Genomic DNA, 21,624 nt, shown 5'->3' on the forward strand with positions numbered 1-21,624 from the left:
TTATCCAGTGATTGTGTTTCATGTCGTGATGAAATAAGGGCAATATGCCCTTATCCACCGCGGTTTCAGATGCTTTGTTTCCCCGATTTATTCCGTCGTTTTTTCTCCGGCGCGCGCCGCCGTATTGAACACCAAAGCCCCCGCCACAATCAGTGCGACGACCGCAATATACAACGCAGGCTCTAGCCGGTGAGTTAACGCCGTGGAGGTCGCAGACAACATTGGCCCGACTAATTGCCCAACGGCATAGCCCGTGGTGAGTAAACCGGCCATGTAGCGCGTGTGATTCGGCGCCAGCTCTCGCCCGCGCTGTAAAGATAGCTGCACCACACAGAGAAAACCGCCGCCGGTAAACATCGCGCCGAGAACTAAACCGCTCACGCCCGGCACTAACTCAGCGCACAGAACCCCTAATGCCTGTACCCACAGCGTCAATGCCAGACGAGTTTGAGTCGTCAGGCAACGACGCGTCAAAATACCTAAGCCAATGCCAATCACCGCTGCACCACCAAAGACCGGCCAGACAAACTGAGCGAACAGGCTGTCCGGAAAACGCGCGGTCGCCATTTGTGAGAGAAACGTCGCCGGCAAAATATAACCGAAGCCTGCCAGACTGTAGCTCCACACCAAACGCTTCAGCGCAGGCGTCAAAATCAAAGGTTCCGCCACGACCTGCGGGCGATGCAGCTCTCCTGCTCTGGGTAAGTTGATACTGATCGCGCCAATTAGCACCAGTGCCAACGCGCCGTAAACCAGCCAAGCCTGCGATGCCGTTAACCCGTAGCTATGAATCACGACGGCCAGTATACCGCTGATGAAAATACCCGCCCCCGGTCCGGCAAATACCGCAGCACTAAAAGCCGGACGACCAAAGTGAGCCAATCGCTCATTGGTCCATGCAGCCACCAGCACCATTGACCAACCGCTAGCCCAACCGATAGCGAAACGTACCACACCGTGCCACCACGGGCCTTCCACTACGGCGGAAAGCAATGTCAGCGTCACGGCACCCCATACGCCCAGCCACAGGCGACGCTCGACGTAACGGCTGGCTCGCATCGCATCGTAGGCGCCACACAGGTAACCCAGATAGTTGAATGCCGCCACCAGCCCCGCGCCGGTCAGGCTGAACTGATGTTCAGCTATCATGAGAGGAACCTGCGGCGTAAAGGCAAATCGGCCAATCCCCATTGCGACCACTAATGCCAGAAACCCACTTAAAGCGATTCTTAACGCCATGACTCTGATCTGCCTGTTCCCAAACTGCCGGTTAAAAGAAAGTTGCTAATATCATGCCTCAGCATTAGAATCACAAAAAATGAATAATACTCACGAAGTTCGTCACGAAAAGAGAATAGTTATGGATTTAACCCAACTCCGCATGTTTTGCTGCGTAGCGGAAACCGGTTCAGTAGCCAGAGCGGCGGAACAGATGCATCGCGTGCCGTCGAATCTGACCACCCGCCTGCGCCAGCTTGAGGTTGAGCTGGGTGCCGATCTGTTTATCCGTGAAAAGCAGCGTCTGCGCCTGTCGCCGATGGGCCATAATTTTCTCTGTTACGCCAACCGTATTCTGGCGTTGAGTGAAGAAGCAATGCGTATTACCCATGCCGGGGAGCCTGCGGGCAATTTTCCATTGGGATCGATGGAAAGCACCGCAGCCACGCGTTTACCCAACCTGCTGGCCGCTTATCATCAGCGCTACTCTCAGGTTTCACTGTCGCTGACCACCGGCACTTCCGGCGAAATTATCGAACAGGTGCGCGCCGGCACGCTGGCTGCGGCATTGGTCGATGGCCCAGTTCAGCATGAAGAACTACATGGCTGCCGATCTTTCGAAGAACAATTAGTGATCATCTCATGCTTGGATCACCCGCCGATTAATCAGGCTAGAGACGCAGTGGATGAAACCCTATTTGCCTTCCGCCCCAGTTGCTCCTACCGTTTAAGGCTGGAGTCATGGTTTCGACAGGCTGGCGTGCTGCCTGGCACTATTCTGGAAATCCAGTCATATCACGCCATGTTGGCCTGTGTTGCCAGCGGCGCTGGTCTGGCGCTAATTCCCCATTCAGTACTGGCATTACTACCCGGTCACGAACGGGTACGGGTTCACTCGCTCCCCCCTGAATTCGCCGATACCGCCACCTGGCTTATCTGGCGTAAAGATGCCTTCAGCCCGAACGTTCGCGCACTGAAAGAGCTGATTATTGAGCAAATTGAACCCCCTGCTTAACCCGCGACTTAAAACGCCAATACAACAAATAATATACATAAGAAGTTAATTTACATAACACTACTATGAGAAATCGAGGAGCAACACCATGGAGATGATCAAAACCCGCGCCGCCGTCGCATGGGGGCCGAACCAGCCGCTATCCATTGAAGAAGTGGACCTGATGCCACCGCAAAAAGGCGAAGTGCTGGTGCGTATCGTCGCCACTGGCGTTTGCCATACCGACGCTTACACCCTGTCTGGCAAAGATCCCGAAGGCGTCTTCCCAGCGATTTTAGGCCACGAAGGCGGCGGTATTGTTGAAGCCGTGGGTGAAGGTGTCACCAGCGTCGCCGTGGGCGATCACGTCATTCCGCTGTACACCCCAGAATGTGGGGAATGCAAATTCTGTCGTTCCGGAAAAACCAATCTGTGTCAGGCGATTCGCGCCACTCAGGGCAAGGGTTTGATGCCAGACGGTACTACACGCTTCTCTAAGAATGGTCAGCCTATTTTCCATTACATGGGCACATCAACCTTCTCCGAATTAACCGTCGTACCGGAAATTTCGCTGGCGAAGATTAATAAAGAAGCACCGCTGGAAGAAGTCTGCCTGCTGGGCTGTGGCGTTACCACCGGCATGGGTGCGGTAATGAATACGGCTAAAGTACAGCCGGGCGATACGGTGGCAATCTTTGGTCTGGGCGGCATCGGTCTGTCTGCCATTATCGGCGCACAGATGGCTGGCGCAGGTCGTATTATTGGTATCGACCTCAACACCAGTAAATTCGATCTGGCACGCAAACTGGGCGCCACGGATTTGATTAATCCAAAAGATTATGACAAACCGATTCAAGACGTGATCGTGGAACTGACCGACGGCGGCGTAGATTTCTCCTTCGAATGTATTGGCAACGTTAATGTTATGCGTTCAGCGCTGGAATGCTGCCACAAAGGCTGGGGCGAATCGGTGATTATCGGTGTAGCCGGGGCCGGTGAAGAAATTTCTACCCGTCCATTCCAGCTGGTTACCGGCCGTGTATGGCGTGGCTCTGCGTTTGGCGGCGTGAAAGGACGCTCCCAGTTGCCGGGCATTGTGCAGCAATATTTAGACGGCAAATTCCAGCTGAACGATTTTATTACTCATACTATGGGTCTGGATCAAATCAACGAAGCCTTTGATTTAATGCATGAAGGTAAATCTATTCGCAGCGTGATTCACTTTAATAAATAAAGCTAGGAGGCAGAGCAGACATGCATACGTCAATTGAACTTCTCGAAGAGCATCGGATGTTTGGGGGCTGGCAACAGCGTTATCGCCATTCATCCCGCAGCCTGAATTGCAACATGACATTCAGCATCTATCTGCCACCACCGCGTGATGATAATCCACCGCCGGTGCTGTACTGGCTGTCGGGCCTGACTTGCAACGACGAAAACTTTACTCTAAAAGCCGGCGCGCAGCGTATTGCCGCCGAGCTGGGATTGGTACTGGTAATGCCGGATACCAGCCCTCGTGGTGAAGACGTACCGAATGACGAAAGCTACGATTTGGGTCAGGGAGCAGGTTTCTATCTGAATGCCACTCAGAAACCTTGGTCAGCGAATTTTCGTATGTACGATTATGTCAGCGAAGAATTGCCGGCGTTAATTCGGCAACACTTTAGCGTTAGCGAACGGCAATCTATCAGCGGGCATTCAATGGGCGGCCACGGAGCCTTAATGCTGGCATTGCGTAATCCACAGCAATACCAGTCAGTATCGGCTTTTGCTCCTATTGTTAATCCTTGTCAGGTTCCGTGGGGGCGTAAAGCATTCACAGAATATCTTGGTGAAGATGAAACAAAATGGCTGCAATATGATAGTTGTCATTTACTGTTTAACAGTGACCAACCGCTGCCTATTCTGGTCGATCAGGGCGATGGCGATCAATTCCTAGCCGATCAACTGCAGCCAGCCAAACTGGCGGAACTGGCGCGCCAAAAAGACTGGCCGCTCACGCTACGCATTCAGCCTGGTTACGATCACAGCTATTTCACCATAGCGACATTTATTGAAGATCATCTGCACTTCCACGCTGAGTATCTGCATAAATAAGTCGCTCCATTGGGGAATGATTTTATTCCCCAACTAATTATTCTACCTCTGTCATAATATTTCGTTTCAATACCCTTCTCCTCAGCGATAAATATCAGTTTATTATTGCTATTTCACTGGCCAACCCTGTTTATTGGCTTTCTTTAATTACGCCGCATCTTTCCCAATCGCAATAAATATTCATTTAATAAATAGATGACTTTAAATTACTCTATTTTTATCACTATTTATTTTCGCCTCGATCGCTCATGCCATCAATGAACATGGTGAATGCGAAGCAGATGATTTTAAAAAATACTGTAATACTGGAGTGGCTATCGCGGTTAAATTTTTCACTCCGATTCCCAATGTGTTTTCTATAATAAGAGATCCGATAGTACATGGAGAAATAAAGGATAGCGGCAGAAATTGATTTTAAATCATCACTGAAATAAATAAGAACCTAGCCATTTTATATTCGTAATAGCCAGGTTCTAGTAGGGTATTTTTAGAAACCAGATCCCGGTTGCAGAAGAAACGCCTGTTCTTCCGCGCTGGAAACTCGCCCGAGAATAGAGTTACGGTGTGGGTAACGGCCAAAGCGGTCGATAATCGCTTTATGCCGCAGCTCATATTCTAACTGATCGCCATTATTAAGCTCGGTATACAAAATTAAAGCCTGCTGATGTATCCTCGGTGATTCTGAATGCATAAACGGCAAATAGAGGAACCCGCGCTGTGCCGGCGTTAATTGCTCGGTTAAGCCAGTATTAATGGCTTCTTGCGCCAGCACCAAGGCCATACCATCGCAGGAGAAAGAAGCGGGCGTATCGCGGAATAAATTTCGGCTAAATTGATCCAAAACGATAATTTCCGCCAGTCGCCCTTCGATAGTGAGTCGCCATTCCGCCAGTTCGCCCTTGGACGCCGCCTGCCAGACCGCGCCAAAACGTTTGTGCAGCAAAGCATCGAAATCATCGCTTTTTGTGAACCAGAATGTCGGGTCAATTTCGTTAAACCAGAAATCCAGAATCTGTTGGCTATTCATATGTGCTCCCGTTTATCCCCTGATACGCTGCTTCGCTTGTGATGCCGCCGGTCAATTCATTCACCCGCTTGTCGATCTCTGCCATAATAGCCGCTCTCACCCTTTTTGATTGGATATATTACCGCCGGTGACTGACTTACCCGCCGGAATATCCTGACCACGGAGTCCAGCATGGATCACTGTAACACCTCGGATTTAATTTCTCTGGAACAGGCGCTGAAAAAAATGCTGTCGCAGGTTACTCCGCTCACAGAGATGGAAATTATTCCGCTGACGGATGCCGCAGGCCGGATTACCGCCAGCCCAGTGACCTCCCCCATTAACGTTCCTCCTTTCGCCAATTCGGCGATGGACGGTTACGCCGTACGTAGCCATGAGGTTAATGCCCAAACGACGCTGTACGTCGCAGGGACAGCCTTTGCCGGAGCGCCATTCCACGGTGAATGGCCCGCCAACAGCTGCATTCGTATTATGACCGGTGCGCCGGTTCCGACCAGTGCCGACGCGGTCATTATGCAAGAGCAGGCCAGCGTAAGTGAACAAGGCGTGTTATTCACTGCCCCAGTAAAAACTGGGCAAAATATTCGTCTGGCGGGGGAAGATATCCAGCAAGGTGCCAGCGTGTTCTCCGCAGGAGTCAAACTGGGCGTAGCCGAACTGCCCCTGTTAGCTTCTCTCGGCATTGCCAAATTGCAGGTCATGCGCCAGTTGAAAGTCGCCATATTTTCTACCGGCGACGAGCTACAGGCCGTAGGCCAACCTCTGGCAGAAGGCCAAATTTACGATACCAACCGTTTTGCCGTACGTTTAATGCTGCAACAACTGGGCTGTCAGGTGATCGATTTAGGCGTAATCCCAGACGATCAGGACGCTTTACGCCACGCCTTCCGTCAGGCTGATGAAGTGGCTGATGTGGTGATCAGCAGCGGCGGCGTTTCCGTGGGCGAAGCTGATTACACCAAACAAATGCTGGAAGAACTGGGCAACATCGGCTTCTGGAAGCTGGCAATCAAACCGGGTAAACCTTTCGCTTTCGGCAAACTGAAGAACGCTTGGTTCTGCGGCCTACCCGGTAACCCGGTTTCTGCCGTTGTGACTTTCTATCAACTGGTGCAGCCGCTGCTGGCTAAACTGGCCGGACAGACTTCATGGCAACCGCCGCTACGTCTGACTGCAACGGCGATGACGCCATTGAAAAAATCGCCGGGACGACTGGATTTCCAGCGTGGGATTTTCTCCCGCGGTGCAGACGGTAAGCTGGAAGTCCGCTCCACCGGGCATCAGGGCTCTCACGTTTTCAGCGCCTTCAGCCAAGGCAACTGCTTTATCGTTTTGGAACGGGATCGAGGTTCGGTCGCCGTCGGGGAAAGCGTAGAAATCGAGCTATTTAACGGCTTGCTAGGAGGCTGATATGCTGCCGGAACTTTCAGATGCAGAAATGCTGCGCTACAACCGGCAAATTGTCCTGCGCGGTTTTGATTTCGACGGTCAGGAAAGGCTTAAAGCCTCACGCGTATTGGTCGTCGGGCTAGGCGGTTTAGGCTGCGCTGCCGCGCAATATCTGGCGGCGGCGGGCGTTGGACATTTAACCCTGCTGGATTTTGATACCGTTTCTTTATCAAATTTACAGCGCCAGATTCTGCATCGGGATGACCGGATCGGCATGAGCAAAGTCGCGTCAGCGCGCCTGACCTTAGAAGAAATCAATCCGCATTTGAGCGTGGCTACGTTGGATCGCCAACTAGACGATTCGCCACTCTCAGCCGCTATCGCCGATCATCATTTAGTACTGGATTGCACTGATAACCTGGACATTCGCGAACAGCTAAATCGTCTGTGCTTTACTCAAAAAAAACCGCTGGTTTCCGGCGCGGCGATTCGAATGGAAGGGCAAATCAGCGTATTTACCTATCAGGACGATGAGCCATGCTATCGCTGCCTGAGTCGCTTGTTCGGTGATACCCCCCTCACCTGTGTGGAAACCGGCGTAATGGCGCCATTGGTTGGCACTATAGGGAGTTTACAGGCAATGGAAACCATTAAGCTGCTTAGCGGTTATGGCGAGGTACGCCGTGGTAGACTCCTAATGCTGGATGCCATGACACTGGAATTCCGCACGATGAAGCTGGCGAAAGTACCTCACTGTGAAGTCTGCAGTAAAAACTAAACGTCAGGCTACGCCAGAAAACAAAAAAGGCTGATGCATTTGCACCAGCCTTTTTTAATTTCAGCATTAATCGATATTGATTAAGACTGAATACCTTGGCTACGCAGATAGTCTTCGTAGTTACCGGTAAAGTCGTGGATTTTGCTTGGCGTCATTTCAATCACGCGAGTCGCCAGTGAGCTAACGAATTCGCGGTCATGGGAAACGAAGATCAAAGTACCTTCATACATTTCCAGCGCCATATTCAGCGCTTCGATGGATTCCATATCCAAGTGGTTAGTTGGCTCATCCATAATCAGAATATTTGGACGCTCCATCATCAGCTTACCGAAGAGCATTCGCCCCTTCTCACCGCCAGACAGCACCTTAACTTTCTTCTTGATATCGTCCTGGCTAAACAGTAAACGCCCTAGTACGCTGCGAACCGCCTGCTCGTCGTCTTTTTCCTGTTTCCACTGACTCATCCAGTCGAAGACCGTCAGGTCAATGTCGAAATCACTGGCGTGATCCTGTGCGTAATAACCGATTTTGCTATTTTCAGACCACTTAACGGTGCCGGAATCCAGTTCAGTATCACCGACCAGACATTTCAGCAAAGTGGTTTTACCAATACCGTTCGGGCCCAGAATCGCGACCTTCTCGCCAACTTCAACCATCAGCTTCAAATTTTTAAACAGCGGGCCATTGTCGAAACCTTTAGTAATAGATTCCACTTCCAGCGCGTTACGGAACAGTTTCTTTTCCTGATCGAAGCGGATGAACGGGTTCTGACGGCTCGAGGCCTTAACTTCATCCAACTGAATTTTATCAATCTGACGGGCGCGGGAAGTCGCCTGTTTAGATTTGGATGCGTTGGCGCTAAAGCGGCTAACGAAAGACTGCAATTCGGAAATCTGCGCTTTTTTCTTAGCATTATCAGACAACAGACGTTCACGAGCCTGAGTGGCCGCAGTCATATATTCGTCGTAGTTACCTGGGTAAACCCGCAGTTCGCCGTAGTCCAAATCCGCCATGTGAGTACATACCATGTTCAGGAAGTGACGGTCATGGGAAATAATGATCATGGTACTGCTACGTTCGTTCAGCACCTGCTCTAACCAACGGATAGTATCGATATCCAGGTTGTTGGTTGGCTCATCGAGCAGCAGAATTTCCGGGTTAGAGAACAGCGCCTGCGCCAATAGCACACGCAGTTTAAAGCCCGGTGCGATTTCGCTCATCAGGCCATAATGTTGCTCTACCGGAATACCTACGCCGAGTAATAACTCACCTGCTCGGGCTTCTGCGCTGTAACCGTCCATTTCGCCGTAGGCAACTTCCAGATCGGCGACTTTATAGCCGTCTTCTTCGCTCATTTCGGCCAGACCGTAAATGCGGTCGCGTTCTTCTTTCACTTCCCACAGCTCGCCATGACCCATGATCACGGTGTCGAGTACGGTATTGTTTTCAAAGGCGAACTGATCCTGACGCAATTTACCCAAACGCTCGTTTGGATCGAGGAATACGTTGCCTGCGCTCGGTACTAAATCGCCACCGAGGATTTTCATAAAGGTTGACTTGCCGCAGCCGTTAGCGCCGATCAAACCATAGCGGTTGCCGCCGCCAAATTTTACAGAGATGTTTTCAAACAGCGGCTTACTGCCGAATTGCATGGTGATATTGTTAGTACTTAGCACAGAGCTTGCTCTCGATTGGATTACTGAATAGGGGGAGATCAATATTAGAAATATGTGATTCGGCGCGCATTATGCCACAATATGACCGCAGTATCGCCCTTCGTGTGCACAATTTCCCATCGCCCGCCGAGAATGACGCTTTCAATCACTGCTTGCCTGTCCAAAAACCGTCACGAAAAATATTGGCTGTCTGACGGTTTATCGCGTAAAACGCGCCATCGGCACACAGCCATTGACAACAATAATTGCTGAATTTTATGCCGTAGGCACGGGAGCTACGGGGATGGGGGGGACCAGTAATGCCGGAGCAGGATTAACCGGAGTCGGCTCAACGTAACCCACAACGCGGGAAATGGTGGGATAAAGCGCGCGCAGCTTCATTTCGATATTATCGATGGCGGTATGCGCCTTGATCACTGAAATAAACGGCAGCACAATACAATTGAAACTGACTACGATACCAACGTCGGTATTTCGTGCTTTGACATCCTGAATCCCTCGCAAAATACTGTCCTGCTGAGTTAAACGCTGTAAAGCTTCGCGAATCATCGTCAGTTCGTCTTCCGCCACATCTTCCGTGCTGAGCAAGTAGTTTATCTGCGGTTCAATATGAATATCCACTTCAGTTTCTCTGCCCAAATCGTTACGGATAGCCGATTTCATCGCTTTAGCCACCACGTCGGCCTGAGTCACGCTGAAATGCGCTGGCACTTCTAAATCTAGGCTAATACAGGTATGGGTAGTTAACTGCTGCAAAGTTAAATTATGAATGGCTACGTCATTATTGGCGGCGATAACCCGTAAATGAGTCGCCATATTTTCATCGCTTCTCTTCTTCGGCGTAGCCAATACGGTTATTTCAGCCTCGCTATAATCTGCCGCCAATTGTTCGGAAATATGGCTTTTTAACCGATCGATACGTTCCAAAGATAACGTTCTACATACTACGATAGTCACTTCGATAAATAACATCGCTCCGGCATCGCGCACTCGGCATTTAGCTACGCCAAGCACTTCCGGGAAACGCGTCAATGAGCCGGTAATTTCGTGCTGTATTCCTTCGGGCGCGGTATCAATTAAGGTATTAAACGAGCGTTTTCCTAATTTGATTGCCGTCACCAGAATAAACAACGCGACCACCATAGCCGCTACCGCATCGGCTTTTGGATAGCCCAATAAAACAAATACCATGCCCAGCAACACCACCCCGGACGACATCATATCGGAGAGAAAATGCAACGCGCCGGCTTCTAACGCGGCGCTATTTGTTTCCGCTGCAACTCGTCTTAACGCGCGAACCCGGTAGAAATCAATCACCATCGCAATCAGCAACGTCACAATAACCGCTGGCGCAGCGATAATGGGCTGAGTTTCCCCCCAGAAATGTTTCCATGCCTCTACGGCGATCCAGCCCGCCGCCATTACCAGCAGTAAAATCTCAAACAGAGCCGCCATATTCTCGACCTTTCCGTGGCCAAAATGGTGATCGTCATCGGCAGGTTTATCGCTCACTCGTACCGCACACCAGGTAATGGTTGTAGCAATAAAATCTGTCAGAGAATGAATTCCCTCAGAAATCAGACCAATACTTCCGGTAAATATGCCCACGACAAATTTACCAACCGAAAGTAACCCGCTGGCAACCATAGACTTCAAGGCAACGTCTTGTTTTTCATTTTGCATGTCGTACTCACTTAGCGACGGCTGAATTTACATCGACCGATTTTAGGCATAGAAAAATCTCCCGCCTTAGGCCGGATGTTTTAACTTTAGTAATTCAGTTAGAAAGAGAAATGCGAACTATTCACTTTTTCGCAGCCTCTTCTTTATTTCTTCGAGCCTTTCAGCCAATGTAACAAGCTCCATACAAAGGCAAAGACTATTATGCTACCTGAGAACACCAGTAATATCCGATAAAAAGTTTCCTGGTTTTCCCCCGTATCTAGATTAATCTCGTAAATACCGACAGAAATCATAAAGGTGGCATAAAGAATGCCGATAATATAAAACACCATAACCACCCTCCTTGTATATTTTATAAAATAAATCCGAACTTTACCTGCTTTATTTTATAAAACACTTATTCACTTACTGCATTGGCAATGATAATCATTAAGCACGCTCATCCTTCCTGCACATCCTACTTTTTTTTGCAGGAAGGATGCTTCTAGGCAAAATCATACCCTTTGTTGTTATTCATCGCATTTCGCACTCATATAAATGGCCACAAAACCCAATACACTGATAATTCCAAGAAACGACATAAATACCGTCATGTTATTCATAACAAACCTCTTCTTAATTTAATCTATAGCTATCCCCTTAATATGTTTACTAAAAAATATATTGCGATGACCGCCTCCTCAATTCCTTTCTATGTTAGCCGCGAACAATTTATTTATCCGCGGCTACATCTTTATTAAGAATGCTGCACTGAAACTCAGAACATTGACTATTCCTATACTCATATACAAATGCAGCGATCCGTCGTCATTCCACTCTTTGGTTATATATTCAAAACAACTTGCGCAATCTTGAAGTAGATAATCAGCCCGGTACCATCAATAAAAGTGGCAATAAAGGGCGCTGAAACTACCGCAGGATCTATTCCGGCTTTTTTGAGTAGCATCGGAATAATGGATGAAACAAAGGCGCTCCAAATGGTAATAGCGACCAATGCCAGACTAACGACTAGCGTAACATCCATTCCCACGCCCATAACCCAGGCCCGGATCCAGGCAGCACCACCGATGGTTATTGCAATCATTAATGAGGTAGTGACCTCTTTTTTGATCACATTACCGACATTACGCAGGCTGACTTCTCCTAATGCCATAGCGCGAATCAGAGTCGAGGTAATTTGCGTTCCACTATTACCACCGGTGCCAATCAGCAATGGAATAAAGAATGCCAATGCAATAACTGCTTCCAGCTGTTCCTCAAAGGCTTTAATTACCGTACCGGTATAAGCTTCAGCTACAAATAACATCAGCAACCACGGACAGCGCTTTTTCCATAATTCCCAAGGGCTGGTACTTAAATAAGGTTTATCCAAAGGTAAACTGGCACCTTGGCGCTGGGCATCTTCGGTGTTTTCATCTTCGATCAGACGAGCAATTTCTTTTTCGCCCAATACTCCAACCAAATTCCGATTAACCAAAACCGGCACAACATCAACGCCGCCTTTATTTAATAGATGCGCGACATCATTACGCTCATCATCAGGGGAAACATGGAAAAAGGTTTGATTCATCATGGTGCCGACTGGGCTGTTCGGTTCAATGGATTGCAATAACTTCTTTACCGACAAAACGCCGCACAAGTGATAATCATCGCTGGTGACAAATAATTGAGAGGGAATTTCATCCGTCTGTAGCTGAGAAAGCAAATAGTCGCAGGCTTCCTTAGCGGTCAGTTTTTCAGAAATAGTAATAAAATTATCGCTCATATAAGCCGCAACGGATGCATCTTCGCAAGCATCGGTGTTGGTTTTGAGCTGAGCATTATTGTGTGATAGTGAGTTAATCATGATTGTCCCTATATCTGTTAAGACTTCAACAGTGATCGCATAGGGGCGGTAACCAAAGAGGGAGTGCAGACTGCCTATCTCCGCGTCCAGGTTTTAGCACTATACAACGTATCTGATAGAGTCATCAGAAGTTACTTTGGGCTAAACCTTAATCCGATAAAGCCTGTCTTAACCTTGGGCATCTCTCGATGTCGTCAGATCAGTAACCTGTGTTTGTATAGGAGCCTCGCCAAACGAGATACTGCATTTTTATTGCGCAGGGATTAAAACACGCCTTTTTTGAAAAGTTCTCAGCTTTCGCCAGTTGTTTAAGCAATATTTAGAAAAAACAGCAATACAACGCTATAAGACAATCTTTAATTTAAATTAATTAAGGAAATTGGGCGAAATTTACCGGTGCATATCCAATGTGGAACAATAATAGAATCAGGGAAGAACCATTCCCCCAAAGATAAAACAAGAGAATAAAGCATCTTTCTTCGTTGATATTCCGGTGAAAACACTTGAAGACTAAACAATAATTACAGCCATTTAGGATCGCGGGTAAATGAAATTGTCAGCCAGCGATGCGGTCCGGGATCACCAATCGCCAAAGCTATCTCATCGCGGATTTTATCAAAACGCCGCACGCCATCACTTTCCATAGATTCCGGAATAACCACATGAATTTCAATAAATAATCCTCGACCGACCCGTGTTGCATAATGGGAATAATCCAGGAAACCGTATTCCAAAATTAATAGCTCCATAATACGTTCGATGGAAGCATCAAGCGTATCCGGCGTCATTTGTAATACTTCGCGCACGGCGGATATGACAGTTTTAATTGGCACCGGAATCAAAACCAAAGTTAACAATGCCAACACCGCCGGATCGGTATAAACAATTAGATGCTCATAGGCGGTGCCTTCCAAACTCCAGGACAGCAGAAAAGCCACCAGCAGCGCAGAACTGATGCAGGCAGACATCAGCCAGCTTTTGGTATCCAACGCAATCAGCTCTGATTTTACCTGTTTATTTAACCGGTGCTGCTTCAGGAAAATGATAAAACAGAAAATGCTGACCGCTAATGCATACGCAATGGCCCAGCCTAATTCCAGCTCCCTGCCACCCTCTGTAATGCCTTTGATTGCATTCACAAAGGCGTAAAGACATAGAAAGGCTAATAGACTGCCGTTAAATGCCAGTACCAAGGGTTCAACATGCCAGAAGCCGTATTGAAAACGGCGGCTATTCGGCTGTCCTAATAAACGTGACACCAGTAGAGATAAACTGCACATACCAGCATCTAACGCCGAAAACATGCCGTCAAAAATAATCGACATTGACCCACACAAAATACCAAAACCAATTCCCATCACCGCAATAATCACAGTGCAGAAAATAGAGCGTCGAAGTATCTGCTGCTCAAGTCGGGTATCCTGAATCTGAGGAATGATGGGGTTTGCTAGCGCAGTCATTGTGGCTCAACCTATTGTTTTATATTAATGATTAGTCAGGAACCCAGCGCACTGAATAAATCTCTTAATACATTATAGTTTGTCATCATATTGAATATTTACAAATCAATAAGATAATTAAATTCAGAATCACCCATAGATTAATTTATTGTTCTATAAGAATTATTATTTCGGCCAAATTTAAATGCTAGTCGTTTGATTTTAAATGATCGTAAGTCGAGTTTATTGCGTTATGAGATGGCTAAAACCGATGCGCAAATTTGCCCAGCCTCATCAATTAGTCACATATCTACACTATACTTTTGATGGATGTGTGGTATTGCGGCAAGGGGCCGCGGATTATCATGCTTGATAGTTCACTCTGATAATGGGACACAATATGACGACAAAACCGAATATCTTGTTGGTACACGGCGCCTGGGGCGATGGTTCGCACTGGCGTCATATTATTCCGACTTTACATAATAAAGGTTATCCTGTGTATGCGGTACAAAACCCGCTGACCTCTCTGGCCGACGATGTGGAACGCACCGAAAAATTGGCCGCCTCGCTCCAAGGCCCGACCATTCTGGTCGGTCACTCCTACGGTGGCATGGTTATTTCTCAGCTCGGACATTTACCTAATTTGGTAGGACTGGTTTACGTCGCCGCTTTCGCACCGGATAAAGGCGAAAGTCTCGGCAGTATTTTCCAACTGCGCGATTTACCTTCCGGAGCCGCTAATCTGTTTCCAGATCAAGACGGTTATTTATGGGTAAAATACGATAAATTCCACGAAAGCTTCTGTCAGGATTTGGACCATATTGAGGCCGTTGTCATGGCTGCTGCACAAAAACCGACCTCAGGGAAATGCTTCTCCGATACTTCAACGGAACCCGCATGGAAGACTAAGCCGAGCTGGTATCAAATATCCAATCAGGACCATATGATTCCGCCGGAAACCCAACAATGGTTTACAGAACGCATGAAACCGAAAAAAACCATTCGACTGGACGCCAGCCATGCGTCTCTAGCCTCTCATCCCGACGACATCATCGCGCTAATAGAAGAAGCCGCCAGTAATTATTAAATTATTCATTCTCTCGGAGTCAGCGTCGCTGGCTCCGGATAATTTCATTCGGCGAAGGGGGTTCTAATCAAGAAACATTCCGAGTCAACCCTGTTAGAACATAAACACTTCTGTAGAAGCGCAAATAGCTTCGCTATATTGAATATCGCAAGATAAGGTGAATCAGTGAGATCTATTTACGCATTTTACACTGTAAATTAATTTGAAAATTTCCAGATAAAACAGCGTAATCAACCTTATTTACACACGCCCAGAACACGGGATATTGAGCGTTGAATACCAATAACGGCGGCTAAAATAATTATCCATCATTATTGATATTCAATAAGAATAGATGAAGCAGTTTATCAATAAGTCACGCTAACGCCCACATAATCCGGGTTAGGTTTGTGCCACTCGTCGCCGCGACAACTTTTAGTGCGATGACAAGCCGCCATACGTTCTGCGCCTGTACGTTCATCGCCGTGAACCCGAAATTTAGGCTCACGAGATTCACTATAATGACCTTCTGGGAACCACGTCCCGCCGCATCCGGTTAATAATAAACTGAGTAATAACGCTCCGATTCCTTTCATTAACGACTCCATGTTATTAATTAAATGACGCTACAAATGATAATGTAATTATTTATTCACATCAATAATGAATAACCTAGTCAGACCAGAATGGTCGCAAGCCAACAATTAATATTGGTCAATGTTTTGTAATTAATATAATTAAACACATTAACTTCGGGCGCGGGAATATACCCATCTTATAAAAATGGTTAATTGCTTCTTTATAATAACCAAGTGATATAAATAAATTTATATATTCCCCGATAAAATAATGGCATAGCTATTAATTGGGAAATACTTTTCCATAAAGACGGCTATCTGCATAATGTGGCATCACATAATACTCGGCACATAAAAAAATCCGCCCGGAGGCGGATTTTTATTGGATTTCGCATCTAGCTCGTAGGAACCAATGCTAAACTGGCTGATTACTCTTAGAAAGTGTAACCAACGCCAGCGATCCAGGTACCAACGTCAACGCTACGGATGCGGCTCTGCTCGTAAGAGAAGTCCAGCGCTACGTTCTGCATTGGGTTCAATTGAACACCAGCACCGTATGCTACGCCGTAATCGCTTGAACCCGATTTAGCTTCTGGGTTACCCGCGCCGTTTGCAGTGAAACGACCATAGCCCACACCAACTACGCCATAAACGCTAGCCCAATCGTTGATACGGTAAGCAGGACCCGCAGTGATTGCGTTGTACTGTGCTTTGTTGTAAACGCTGCTGCTGTCACCGAAAGAACTTTTTTCAGTGTGAGTGAAAGAGCCGATAGCGCCCAGTTGGGAATCGGACCACTCGTAGCGGTATTTCAGGTTGAAACCTGAAGCCTTGTTAGCAACACCTTGGTAATCGCTCTGAGCGTAACCGCCAGTAACGGTACTCTGGCCTGCAAATGCACTACCTGCGCTCACTGCCAATACACAAGCTGCTACTGCTGAAAGACATGCAATTTTTTTCATAACCACCTCAAGACGCAAATTATTTTCAATTAAACAAAAACACCATTAAAATATAACAAAACTTAGGTAGAAACTCTGCACCTGAATCGTTGTCTAAACTTTTATATGGTGTAACAAATCTTTTCAAGAACAGTGTAACTCGCTAAAAGTATACGACTTTTGCCGCATTTTTGTCGAAACCGTGAAGTTCATCACTTAACGCTATTCCAGACAATTCTTAGTTTTGCCGCCTAAAAAATAACCACAAAACGCATAAAAAACACTCAGCAATAAATTATTTCTCTTTTTCCCCGCCTCTGATCCGCTACTTTTGCGAATTATTAGATACATCGGCAGCATTTCATTTACACTGGCAATAATCTGATTATTCACTACTTTTGCCGAGGCTCTAACGGATGTCGCTGTCCTCTCAGTCCAAATTATCGCTCCCCCTGCTGCCCGTTTTCCTGCTGGTTATAGCCATGATCTCGATCCAGAGCGGCGCCTCACTGGCAAAAAGTCTGTTCCCGCTGGTCGGCGCGCAGGGAATTACCTCCCTACGTCTGGGGATTGGTACGCTTATTCTGTTTGTGATTTTTAAGCCCTGGCGGATGCGCTTTACTGCCGGTAGCCGCATGCCGTTGCTGGTTTACGGCCTGGCGCTCGGCGGAATGAATTTTCTATTCTACCTGTCTTTGAAAACGGTCCCTTTGGGCATTGCCGTGGCTCTTGAATTCACCGGCCCGCTGGCCGTTGCCATGTTTTCTTCCCGCCGCCTCATCGATTTTCTGTGGGTTGGGTTGGCCGTGTTAGGTTTAGCCTTCTTATTACCGCTGGGCAAAAGCGTGGACAGTATCGATCTGTTCGGTGCCGCCTGCGCCTTGGGTGCCGGTGCCTGCTGGGCAATTTATATTATTTCCGGCCAAAAAGCGGGGGGCAACCACGGGCCAGGTACCGTAGCCATTGGCTCCCTGATCGCTGCGCTGGTTTTCTGCCCGATTGGCGTAGCCTATAACGGTATGGCGCTGTTTTCTCCCGCCATTCTGCCAATTGCTCTGGCCGTTGCCATTCTCTCTACCGCCTTGCCTTACTCACTGGAAATGGTGGCGTTAACCCGACTTCCGGCCCGCACTTTCGGTACATTAATGAGTCTGGAACCGGCTTTGGCCGCCATCTCTGGCCTAATCTTCCTGAATGAATATCTGACATTGATACAATGGTCAGCGCTGGGCTGTATTATTGCCGCCTCTATTGGCGCGACTTTAACGATTAAAGCCAAACCCAAGATTGAAGAATTGACTTAATCAATATGAGAACAGTGGCATGGAAATAAGACCGGCAACACCTGAAGATTTCGCCGCAATCTGGCCACTTTTTCAGGCGGTTATCGCCAGTGAAGACACCTACGTTTTCATCGCAGACACGCCAGAGCGGGTCGCTTATGAATATTGGTTCGGTGACGGCGTGCGCTGTTGGGTCGCGTTGCATGAAGATAAAATTGTCGGGATGTATAAGCTGATTGATAACCAGCGAGGGTTAGGCTGTCACGTTGCCAACGCCTCTTTTATGGTCGATGCCAGCGTCAGAGGTTTAGGCATTGGTAAAAAGCTGGGGCTGCACTGCATTGAACAAGCTCAGCGCTTGGGTTACCGGGCAATTCAGTTCAATTTTGTCGTCAGTACCAATACTCTGGCGGTCAGCCTTTGGCAAAAACTGGGCTTCGACATTATTGCAACCCTGCCGCAGGCGTTTAAACACCCGAAACAGGGTTACGTAGACGCTTACGTCATGCACCGCTTTCTGCATCCTGAGCCAACCACTCAGGTTTAACACCGGTTAGATAAGACTTATTCATTACGCTATGCCTTGTTTTATAAGGACTGGCGTTTTTTTTTGATTATTTTCACTTCTTTTTGCATCCAAAACGGCTGGCTGATTCGTATAGGTAGATGTGAGGCAAGACTCACCTCTTCCATCCTAATAAGGAATAACATTATGAAAACGCTTATCCGTACCGCTATCTGTGCCTCTTTAGTATTCAGCAGTGTATCTATGGCAGCCATGATGTCCGACACAGTGATGGTGGGGGGAGCCGCAATGTTCCCGAGTAAGAACATTATTGAGAATGCCGTGAATTCTAAAGATCACACAACTTTGGTGGCGGCCGTTAAAGCTGCCGGTCTGGTGGATACCCTACAAGGGCCAGGGCCATTTACCGTGTTTGCACCAACCGATGCCGCGTTTGCTAAATTGCCAGCCGGAACCGTTGCGAATCTGGTCAAACCGGAAAATAAAGCCGTGCTGACCCAAATTCTGACTTACCACGTGGTACCCGGCAAATACGATATGAAACAGCTTGAGAAAAAAATTAAAGAGGGTGGCGGCACCGCCGAACTGAAAACCGTCAACGGTCAGCCTCTGTGGTTTATGAACAATGGCCCTCATAATATTCAGATTAAAGATGCCAAAGGCAATCTGGCCAATATCAGCACTTATGATGTGAATCAGAAAAACGGTGTGATAGATGTTATTGATACCGTTCTAATGCCTAAATAAAAGCGGTCTATACTGGGTGCAGTGTCTCACTGCACCTTGCTTTTAGGGATTACGAATGAATGAAGCGTCTTTGGCTGAACAAATTGAGCTACTGGAAGCGATTGGCAAAGGCGACCAATCGGCATTTGAACGATTATACCGGTTAACTTCCCCACGTCTTTTCGCCGTTGCCTTACGTATGTTACGTAACCATGCCCGAGCCGAAGAGGTATTACACGATTGCTTTATCACCGTGCTCAGTCAGGCGAATAATTACAATCCCCGCCTCAGTTCTCCCCTTACCTGGCTCACACATATTGTCCGTAATCGGGCAATAGACTTGATGCGTGGCAATGATAACCGTTTGCAGGGATGGGATGAAGACGAGGCCGATAATCTAGCCGATGACGCGCCCTCGCCAGCCTCCCAGCTACAGCAAAGTTCAGAAGCCAAGCTGCTGGAACATTGCATGGCGCACCTCCCCGCTGAACAGCGGCAAAGTATTATGCTGGCTTATTATCAGGGACTTTCTCATGGCGAGGTCTCAGAACACTTACAACAGCCTCTTGGCACGGTGAAAAGCTGGATCCGCCGCGCGCTGGAGCACTTAAAGAGCTGCGTAGGAATATGAAAAACAGACGCGAATATCAATCAGCACTGGCCGCAGAATATGCGCTGGGCACTCTGCGCGGGCTGGCTCGAATTAAATTTGAGCGACAAATCCTACGGAATCCCGAACTGGCAGAAGAAGTGTCTCGTTGGCAAAACCTGTTTAGCCAAATGGACAATAGCTTACAGCCCGTGACGCCGCCGGCATGGATATGGAAAAAACTCCAGCTCCAATTGCCTCCCCCCAAAAAATCCGAAGTGTCTTCAATACGTCGCGCAAGCGGCACTTATCTCGGCTGGGCGATCGCAGCCTGTCTGGCGGCACTCTTGCTGGTCCCCCGCCTGCTGGTACAGCCTGAAGCCCCCATTCCGGTGGCGGTACTGGCCAGCAGCGAGCAAAACGGCCAATGGATTGTCAGCATGGATAAATCTACCCGTAGCCTGACGTTAACGCCGTTAAGCGCAGCCCCGATTGGCGAGCAGCATAGCCTTGAACTGTGGAGTATTGCCGCTGGCGAAAAACCTCACTCTCTCGGCTTGTTAAATGCTAGCGGGCCGACGCAGATCGCGTTCAACGAAGTTCCCTTAACCAAAGGCAACGTGCTGGCAATCAGTGTAGAACCCCATGGCGGTTCTCCAACTGGGCAACCTACCGGAGCGGTATTATACAGCGGACCATTACAGAATATTTAATGCCGGCGTGCTGAGCTCATCACCCGACAACAATGAGGCTTAGGATGAAAGACTGGAATCCTGATTTGTACCGCCAGTTTGAAGCGGAACGCACCCGACCGGCAACAGATTTACTGGTTCGCGTGGCAATAAATACGCCCGATTTTGTCAGCGATTTAGGCTGTGGGCCGGGTAATTCCACCGAATTACTGCGACAGCGTTTTCCTCACGCCCATCTGGTAGGAATCGATAACTCTCAGGCAATGCTGGAAAGCGCGCAAAAGCGGTTGCCAGACTGTATATTTCAACCTGCGGATATTCGGCATTGGCAACCTCCTCAGCCACAAAATGTGATTTATGCCAACGCATCCCTACAATGGTTAGAAAATCATCGCCTTTTGATTCCTCAATTGATGAGCCATTTGGCCCCGCAGGGTATTCTGGCCATCCAAATGCCCGATAACCGTGACGAACCCAGCCACCGCGCCATGCGAGAAGTCGCCACTGAAGGCCGCTGGCAACAACAATTAGCGGCAAGTAACGCCGAACGTGTAAAAATTTTGTCGGCCAGCGAATATTACGATCTGCTGAATCCTCTTGCTCAACGCGTGGATATTTGGCGAACCCTGTATTTCCACCCGATGCCTTCGGCTCAGGCAATCGTTGACTGGGTACGATCCACAGGCTTACGCCCTTTTATTGACCCTTTAAATGAGACCGACCGGCAAGATTTCTTGCAAGCTTATCTGCTAAAAATCACGGCGGCCTATCCGGTACACAATAATGGTAACCTGCTGCTGGCTTTTCCTCGCCTGTTTATCATCGCTCAAACGGCCTGATAGACTTTTTCTTCCTTGCGGATAGCAATAACCCTATCGCTATCAACAAAGTATTCATTTGATGACTTCCGACTAATATCAGCCCGTATATTTTTTTGATTTATAACCCAGAAAACCTCTCAATTAACGCCCTGTATATAGCTATTATTACAATAGCTATATTTCATAAAGAATTATCTTTATCTTAGTGAGCAGAAATTAAAGGCCGCAGCCATATAAATATGGACAACCTAT

The 21,624-nt window shown here is 48.0% G+C and carries 22 protein-coding genes and 1 riboswitch; of the genes, 12 read left to right on the top strand and 10 right to left on the bottom strand.

The annotated features are described in order from the left end of the window. Positions 1-87: 87 nt before the first annotated feature. Positions 88-1,239, bottom strand: coding sequence for a YbfB/YjiJ family MFS transporter (locus tag AD970_RS01805; RefSeq protein ID WP_049596614.1), 1,152 nt, complete (start codon positions 1,237-1,239; stop codon positions 88-90). Positions 1,240-1,360: 121 nt separating this feature from the next. On the opposite strand from AD970_RS01805, the gene ptrR reads away from it, so the two are divergent. From ptrR to fghA, 3 genes are all read left to right on the top strand, one after another. Next, complete coding sequence (gene ptrR, locus AD970_RS01810; protein ID WP_049596615.1) at positions 1,361-2,233, top strand: putrescine utilization regulator PtrR; 873 nt, start codon at positions 1,361-1,363, stop codon at positions 2,231-2,233. Between the two features lie 88 nt (positions 2,234-2,321). Then, positions 2,322-3,446, top strand: a complete 1,125-nt coding sequence (locus AD970_RS01815; protein ID WP_049596616.1) for an S-(hydroxymethyl)glutathione dehydrogenase/class III alcohol dehydrogenase — start codon at positions 2,322-2,324, stop codon at positions 3,444-3,446. 20 nt (positions 3,447-3,466) lie between these two features. Next, a complete protein-coding gene (fghA, locus tag AD970_RS01820; protein ID WP_049596617.1) occupies positions 3,467-4,309 on the top strand; it encodes an S-formylglutathione hydrolase in 843 nt (280 codons plus the stop codon). 487 nt (positions 4,310-4,796) lie between these two features. Here the strand turns inward: fghA and AD970_RS01825 are convergent, their stop codons facing one another. After that, on the bottom strand, positions 4,797-5,336 hold the full coding sequence (locus AD970_RS01825; RefSeq protein WP_049596618.1) for a DUF924 family protein: 540 nt from the start codon (positions 5,334-5,336) through the stop codon (positions 4,797-4,799). 171 nt (positions 5,337-5,507) lie between these two features. Between AD970_RS01825 and moeA the strand changes: the two genes are divergently transcribed. Both moeA and moeB read left to right on the top strand, forming a co-directional pair. Next, positions 5,508-6,746, top strand: a complete 1,239-nt coding sequence (moeA, locus tag AD970_RS01830; RefSeq protein ID WP_049596619.1) for a molybdopterin molybdotransferase MoeA — start codon at positions 5,508-5,510, stop codon at positions 6,744-6,746. A gap of 1 nt (position 6,747) precedes the next feature. Beyond that, a complete protein-coding gene (gene moeB, locus AD970_RS01835) occupies positions 6,748-7,503 on the top strand; it encodes a molybdopterin-synthase adenylyltransferase MoeB (protein WP_049596620.1) in 756 nt (251 codons plus the stop codon). Positions 7,504-7,583: 80 nt separating this feature from the next. On the opposite strand, the gene AD970_RS01840 is transcribed toward moeB, so the two are convergent. The 6 genes from AD970_RS01840 to AD970_RS01860 all read right to left on the bottom strand — a co-directional run bounded on the left by AD970_RS01840 (position 7,584) and on the right by AD970_RS01860 (position 14,168). After that, positions 7,584-9,179 carry an ABC-F family ATPase gene (locus AD970_RS01840; protein WP_072080580.1) on the bottom strand — a complete coding sequence of 532 codons (1,596 nt, stop codon included), beginning with the start codon at positions 9,177-9,179 and terminating at the stop codon, positions 7,584-7,586. A gap of 255 nt (positions 9,180-9,434) precedes the next feature. Then, positions 9,435-10,862 carry a cation diffusion facilitator family transporter gene (locus tag AD970_RS01845; protein WP_049596622.1) on the bottom strand — a complete coding sequence of 476 codons (1,428 nt, stop codon included), beginning with the start codon at positions 10,860-10,862 and terminating at the stop codon, positions 9,435-9,437. A gap of 143 nt (positions 10,863-11,005) precedes the next feature. Next, the gene (locus AD970_RS01850) at positions 11,006-11,194 is read right to left on the bottom strand and encodes a hypothetical protein (protein WP_049596623.1); all 189 of its coding nucleotides are present in this window, start codon (positions 11,192-11,194) and stop codon (positions 11,006-11,008) included. Positions 11,195-11,371: 177 nt separating this feature from the next. Continuing rightward, a complete protein-coding gene (gene mgtS, locus AD970_RS20320; protein WP_157045416.1) occupies positions 11,372-11,464 on the bottom strand; it encodes a protein MgtS in 93 nt (30 codons plus the stop codon). Positions 11,465-11,685: 221 nt separating this feature from the next. After that, positions 11,686-12,708, bottom strand: coding sequence for a magnesium transporter (locus AD970_RS01855; RefSeq protein WP_049596624.1), 1,023 nt, complete (start codon positions 12,706-12,708; stop codon positions 11,686-11,688). A gap of 71 nt (positions 12,709-12,779) precedes the next feature. Beyond that, a riboswitch (M-box (ykoK) riboswitch) is annotated at positions 12,780-12,953 on the bottom strand. Positions 12,954-13,229: 276 nt separating this feature from the next. Continuing rightward, positions 13,230-14,168, bottom strand: a complete 939-nt coding sequence (locus tag AD970_RS01860; RefSeq protein WP_049596625.1) for a cation diffusion facilitator family transporter — start codon at positions 14,166-14,168, stop codon at positions 13,230-13,232. A 379-nt stretch (positions 14,169-14,547) separates the two neighbouring features. Here AD970_RS01860 and AD970_RS01865 point away from each other — a divergent pair, with 379 nt between their 5' ends. After that, positions 14,548-15,237, top strand: a complete 690-nt coding sequence (locus tag AD970_RS01865; protein ID WP_049596626.1) for an alpha/beta hydrolase — start codon at positions 14,548-14,550, stop codon at positions 15,235-15,237. 347 nt (positions 15,238-15,584) lie between these two features. Here AD970_RS01865 and AD970_RS01870 read toward each other — a convergent pair whose 3' ends face one another. Both AD970_RS01870 and ompX read right to left on the bottom strand, forming a co-directional pair. Beyond that, positions 15,585-15,812 carry a hypothetical protein gene (locus AD970_RS01870; RefSeq protein WP_049596627.1) on the bottom strand — a complete coding sequence of 76 codons (228 nt, stop codon included), beginning with the start codon at positions 15,810-15,812 and terminating at the stop codon, positions 15,585-15,587. A 416-nt stretch (positions 15,813-16,228) separates the two neighbouring features. After that, positions 16,229-16,756, bottom strand: coding sequence for an outer membrane protein OmpX (gene ompX, locus AD970_RS01875; protein ID WP_049596628.1), 528 nt, complete (start codon positions 16,754-16,756; stop codon positions 16,229-16,231). Between the two features lie 395 nt (positions 16,757-17,151). Here ompX and rhtA point away from each other — a divergent pair, with 395 nt between their 5' ends. The 6 genes from rhtA to tam all read left to right on the top strand — a co-directional run bounded on the left by rhtA (position 17,152) and on the right by tam (position 21,390). Continuing rightward, positions 17,152-18,039 (top strand): threonine/homoserine exporter RhtA, encoded by an 888-nt coding sequence (rhtA, locus tag AD970_RS01880; RefSeq protein WP_049596629.1) that lies wholly within the window; start codon positions 17,152-17,154, stop codon positions 18,037-18,039. 19 nt (positions 18,040-18,058) lie between these two features. Continuing rightward, positions 18,059-18,565, top strand: a complete 507-nt coding sequence (locus tag AD970_RS01885) for a GNAT family N-acetyltransferase (protein WP_049596630.1) — start codon at positions 18,059-18,061, stop codon at positions 18,563-18,565. Positions 18,566-18,730: 165 nt separating this feature from the next. Next, on the top strand, positions 18,731-19,291 hold the full coding sequence (locus tag AD970_RS01890; RefSeq protein ID WP_049596631.1) for a fasciclin domain-containing protein: 561 nt from the start codon (positions 18,731-18,733) through the stop codon (positions 19,289-19,291). A 55-nt stretch (positions 19,292-19,346) separates the two neighbouring features. Next, positions 19,347-19,901, top strand: a complete 555-nt coding sequence (locus tag AD970_RS01895; protein ID WP_049596632.1) for a sigma-70 family RNA polymerase sigma factor — start codon at positions 19,347-19,349, stop codon at positions 19,899-19,901. After that, positions 19,898-20,572: an anti-sigma factor gene (locus tag AD970_RS01900; protein ID WP_049596633.1), complete on the top strand. Its 675-nt coding sequence runs from the start codon at positions 19,898-19,900 to the stop codon at positions 20,570-20,572. Before AD970_RS01895 ends, AD970_RS01900 begins: the two co-directional genes overlap by 4 nt. Positions 20,573-20,616: 44 nt before the next feature. Continuing rightward, entirely contained in the window at positions 20,617-21,390 is a 774-nt protein-coding gene (gene tam / locus AD970_RS01905; protein ID WP_049596634.1) for a trans-aconitate 2-methyltransferase, read from the top strand. Positions 21,391-21,624: the final 234 nt, after the last annotated feature.

Source organism: Yersinia nurmii (assembly GCF_001112925.1).
GTDB lineage: Bacteria > Pseudomonadota > Gammaproteobacteria > Enterobacterales > Enterobacteriaceae > Yersinia > Yersinia nurmii.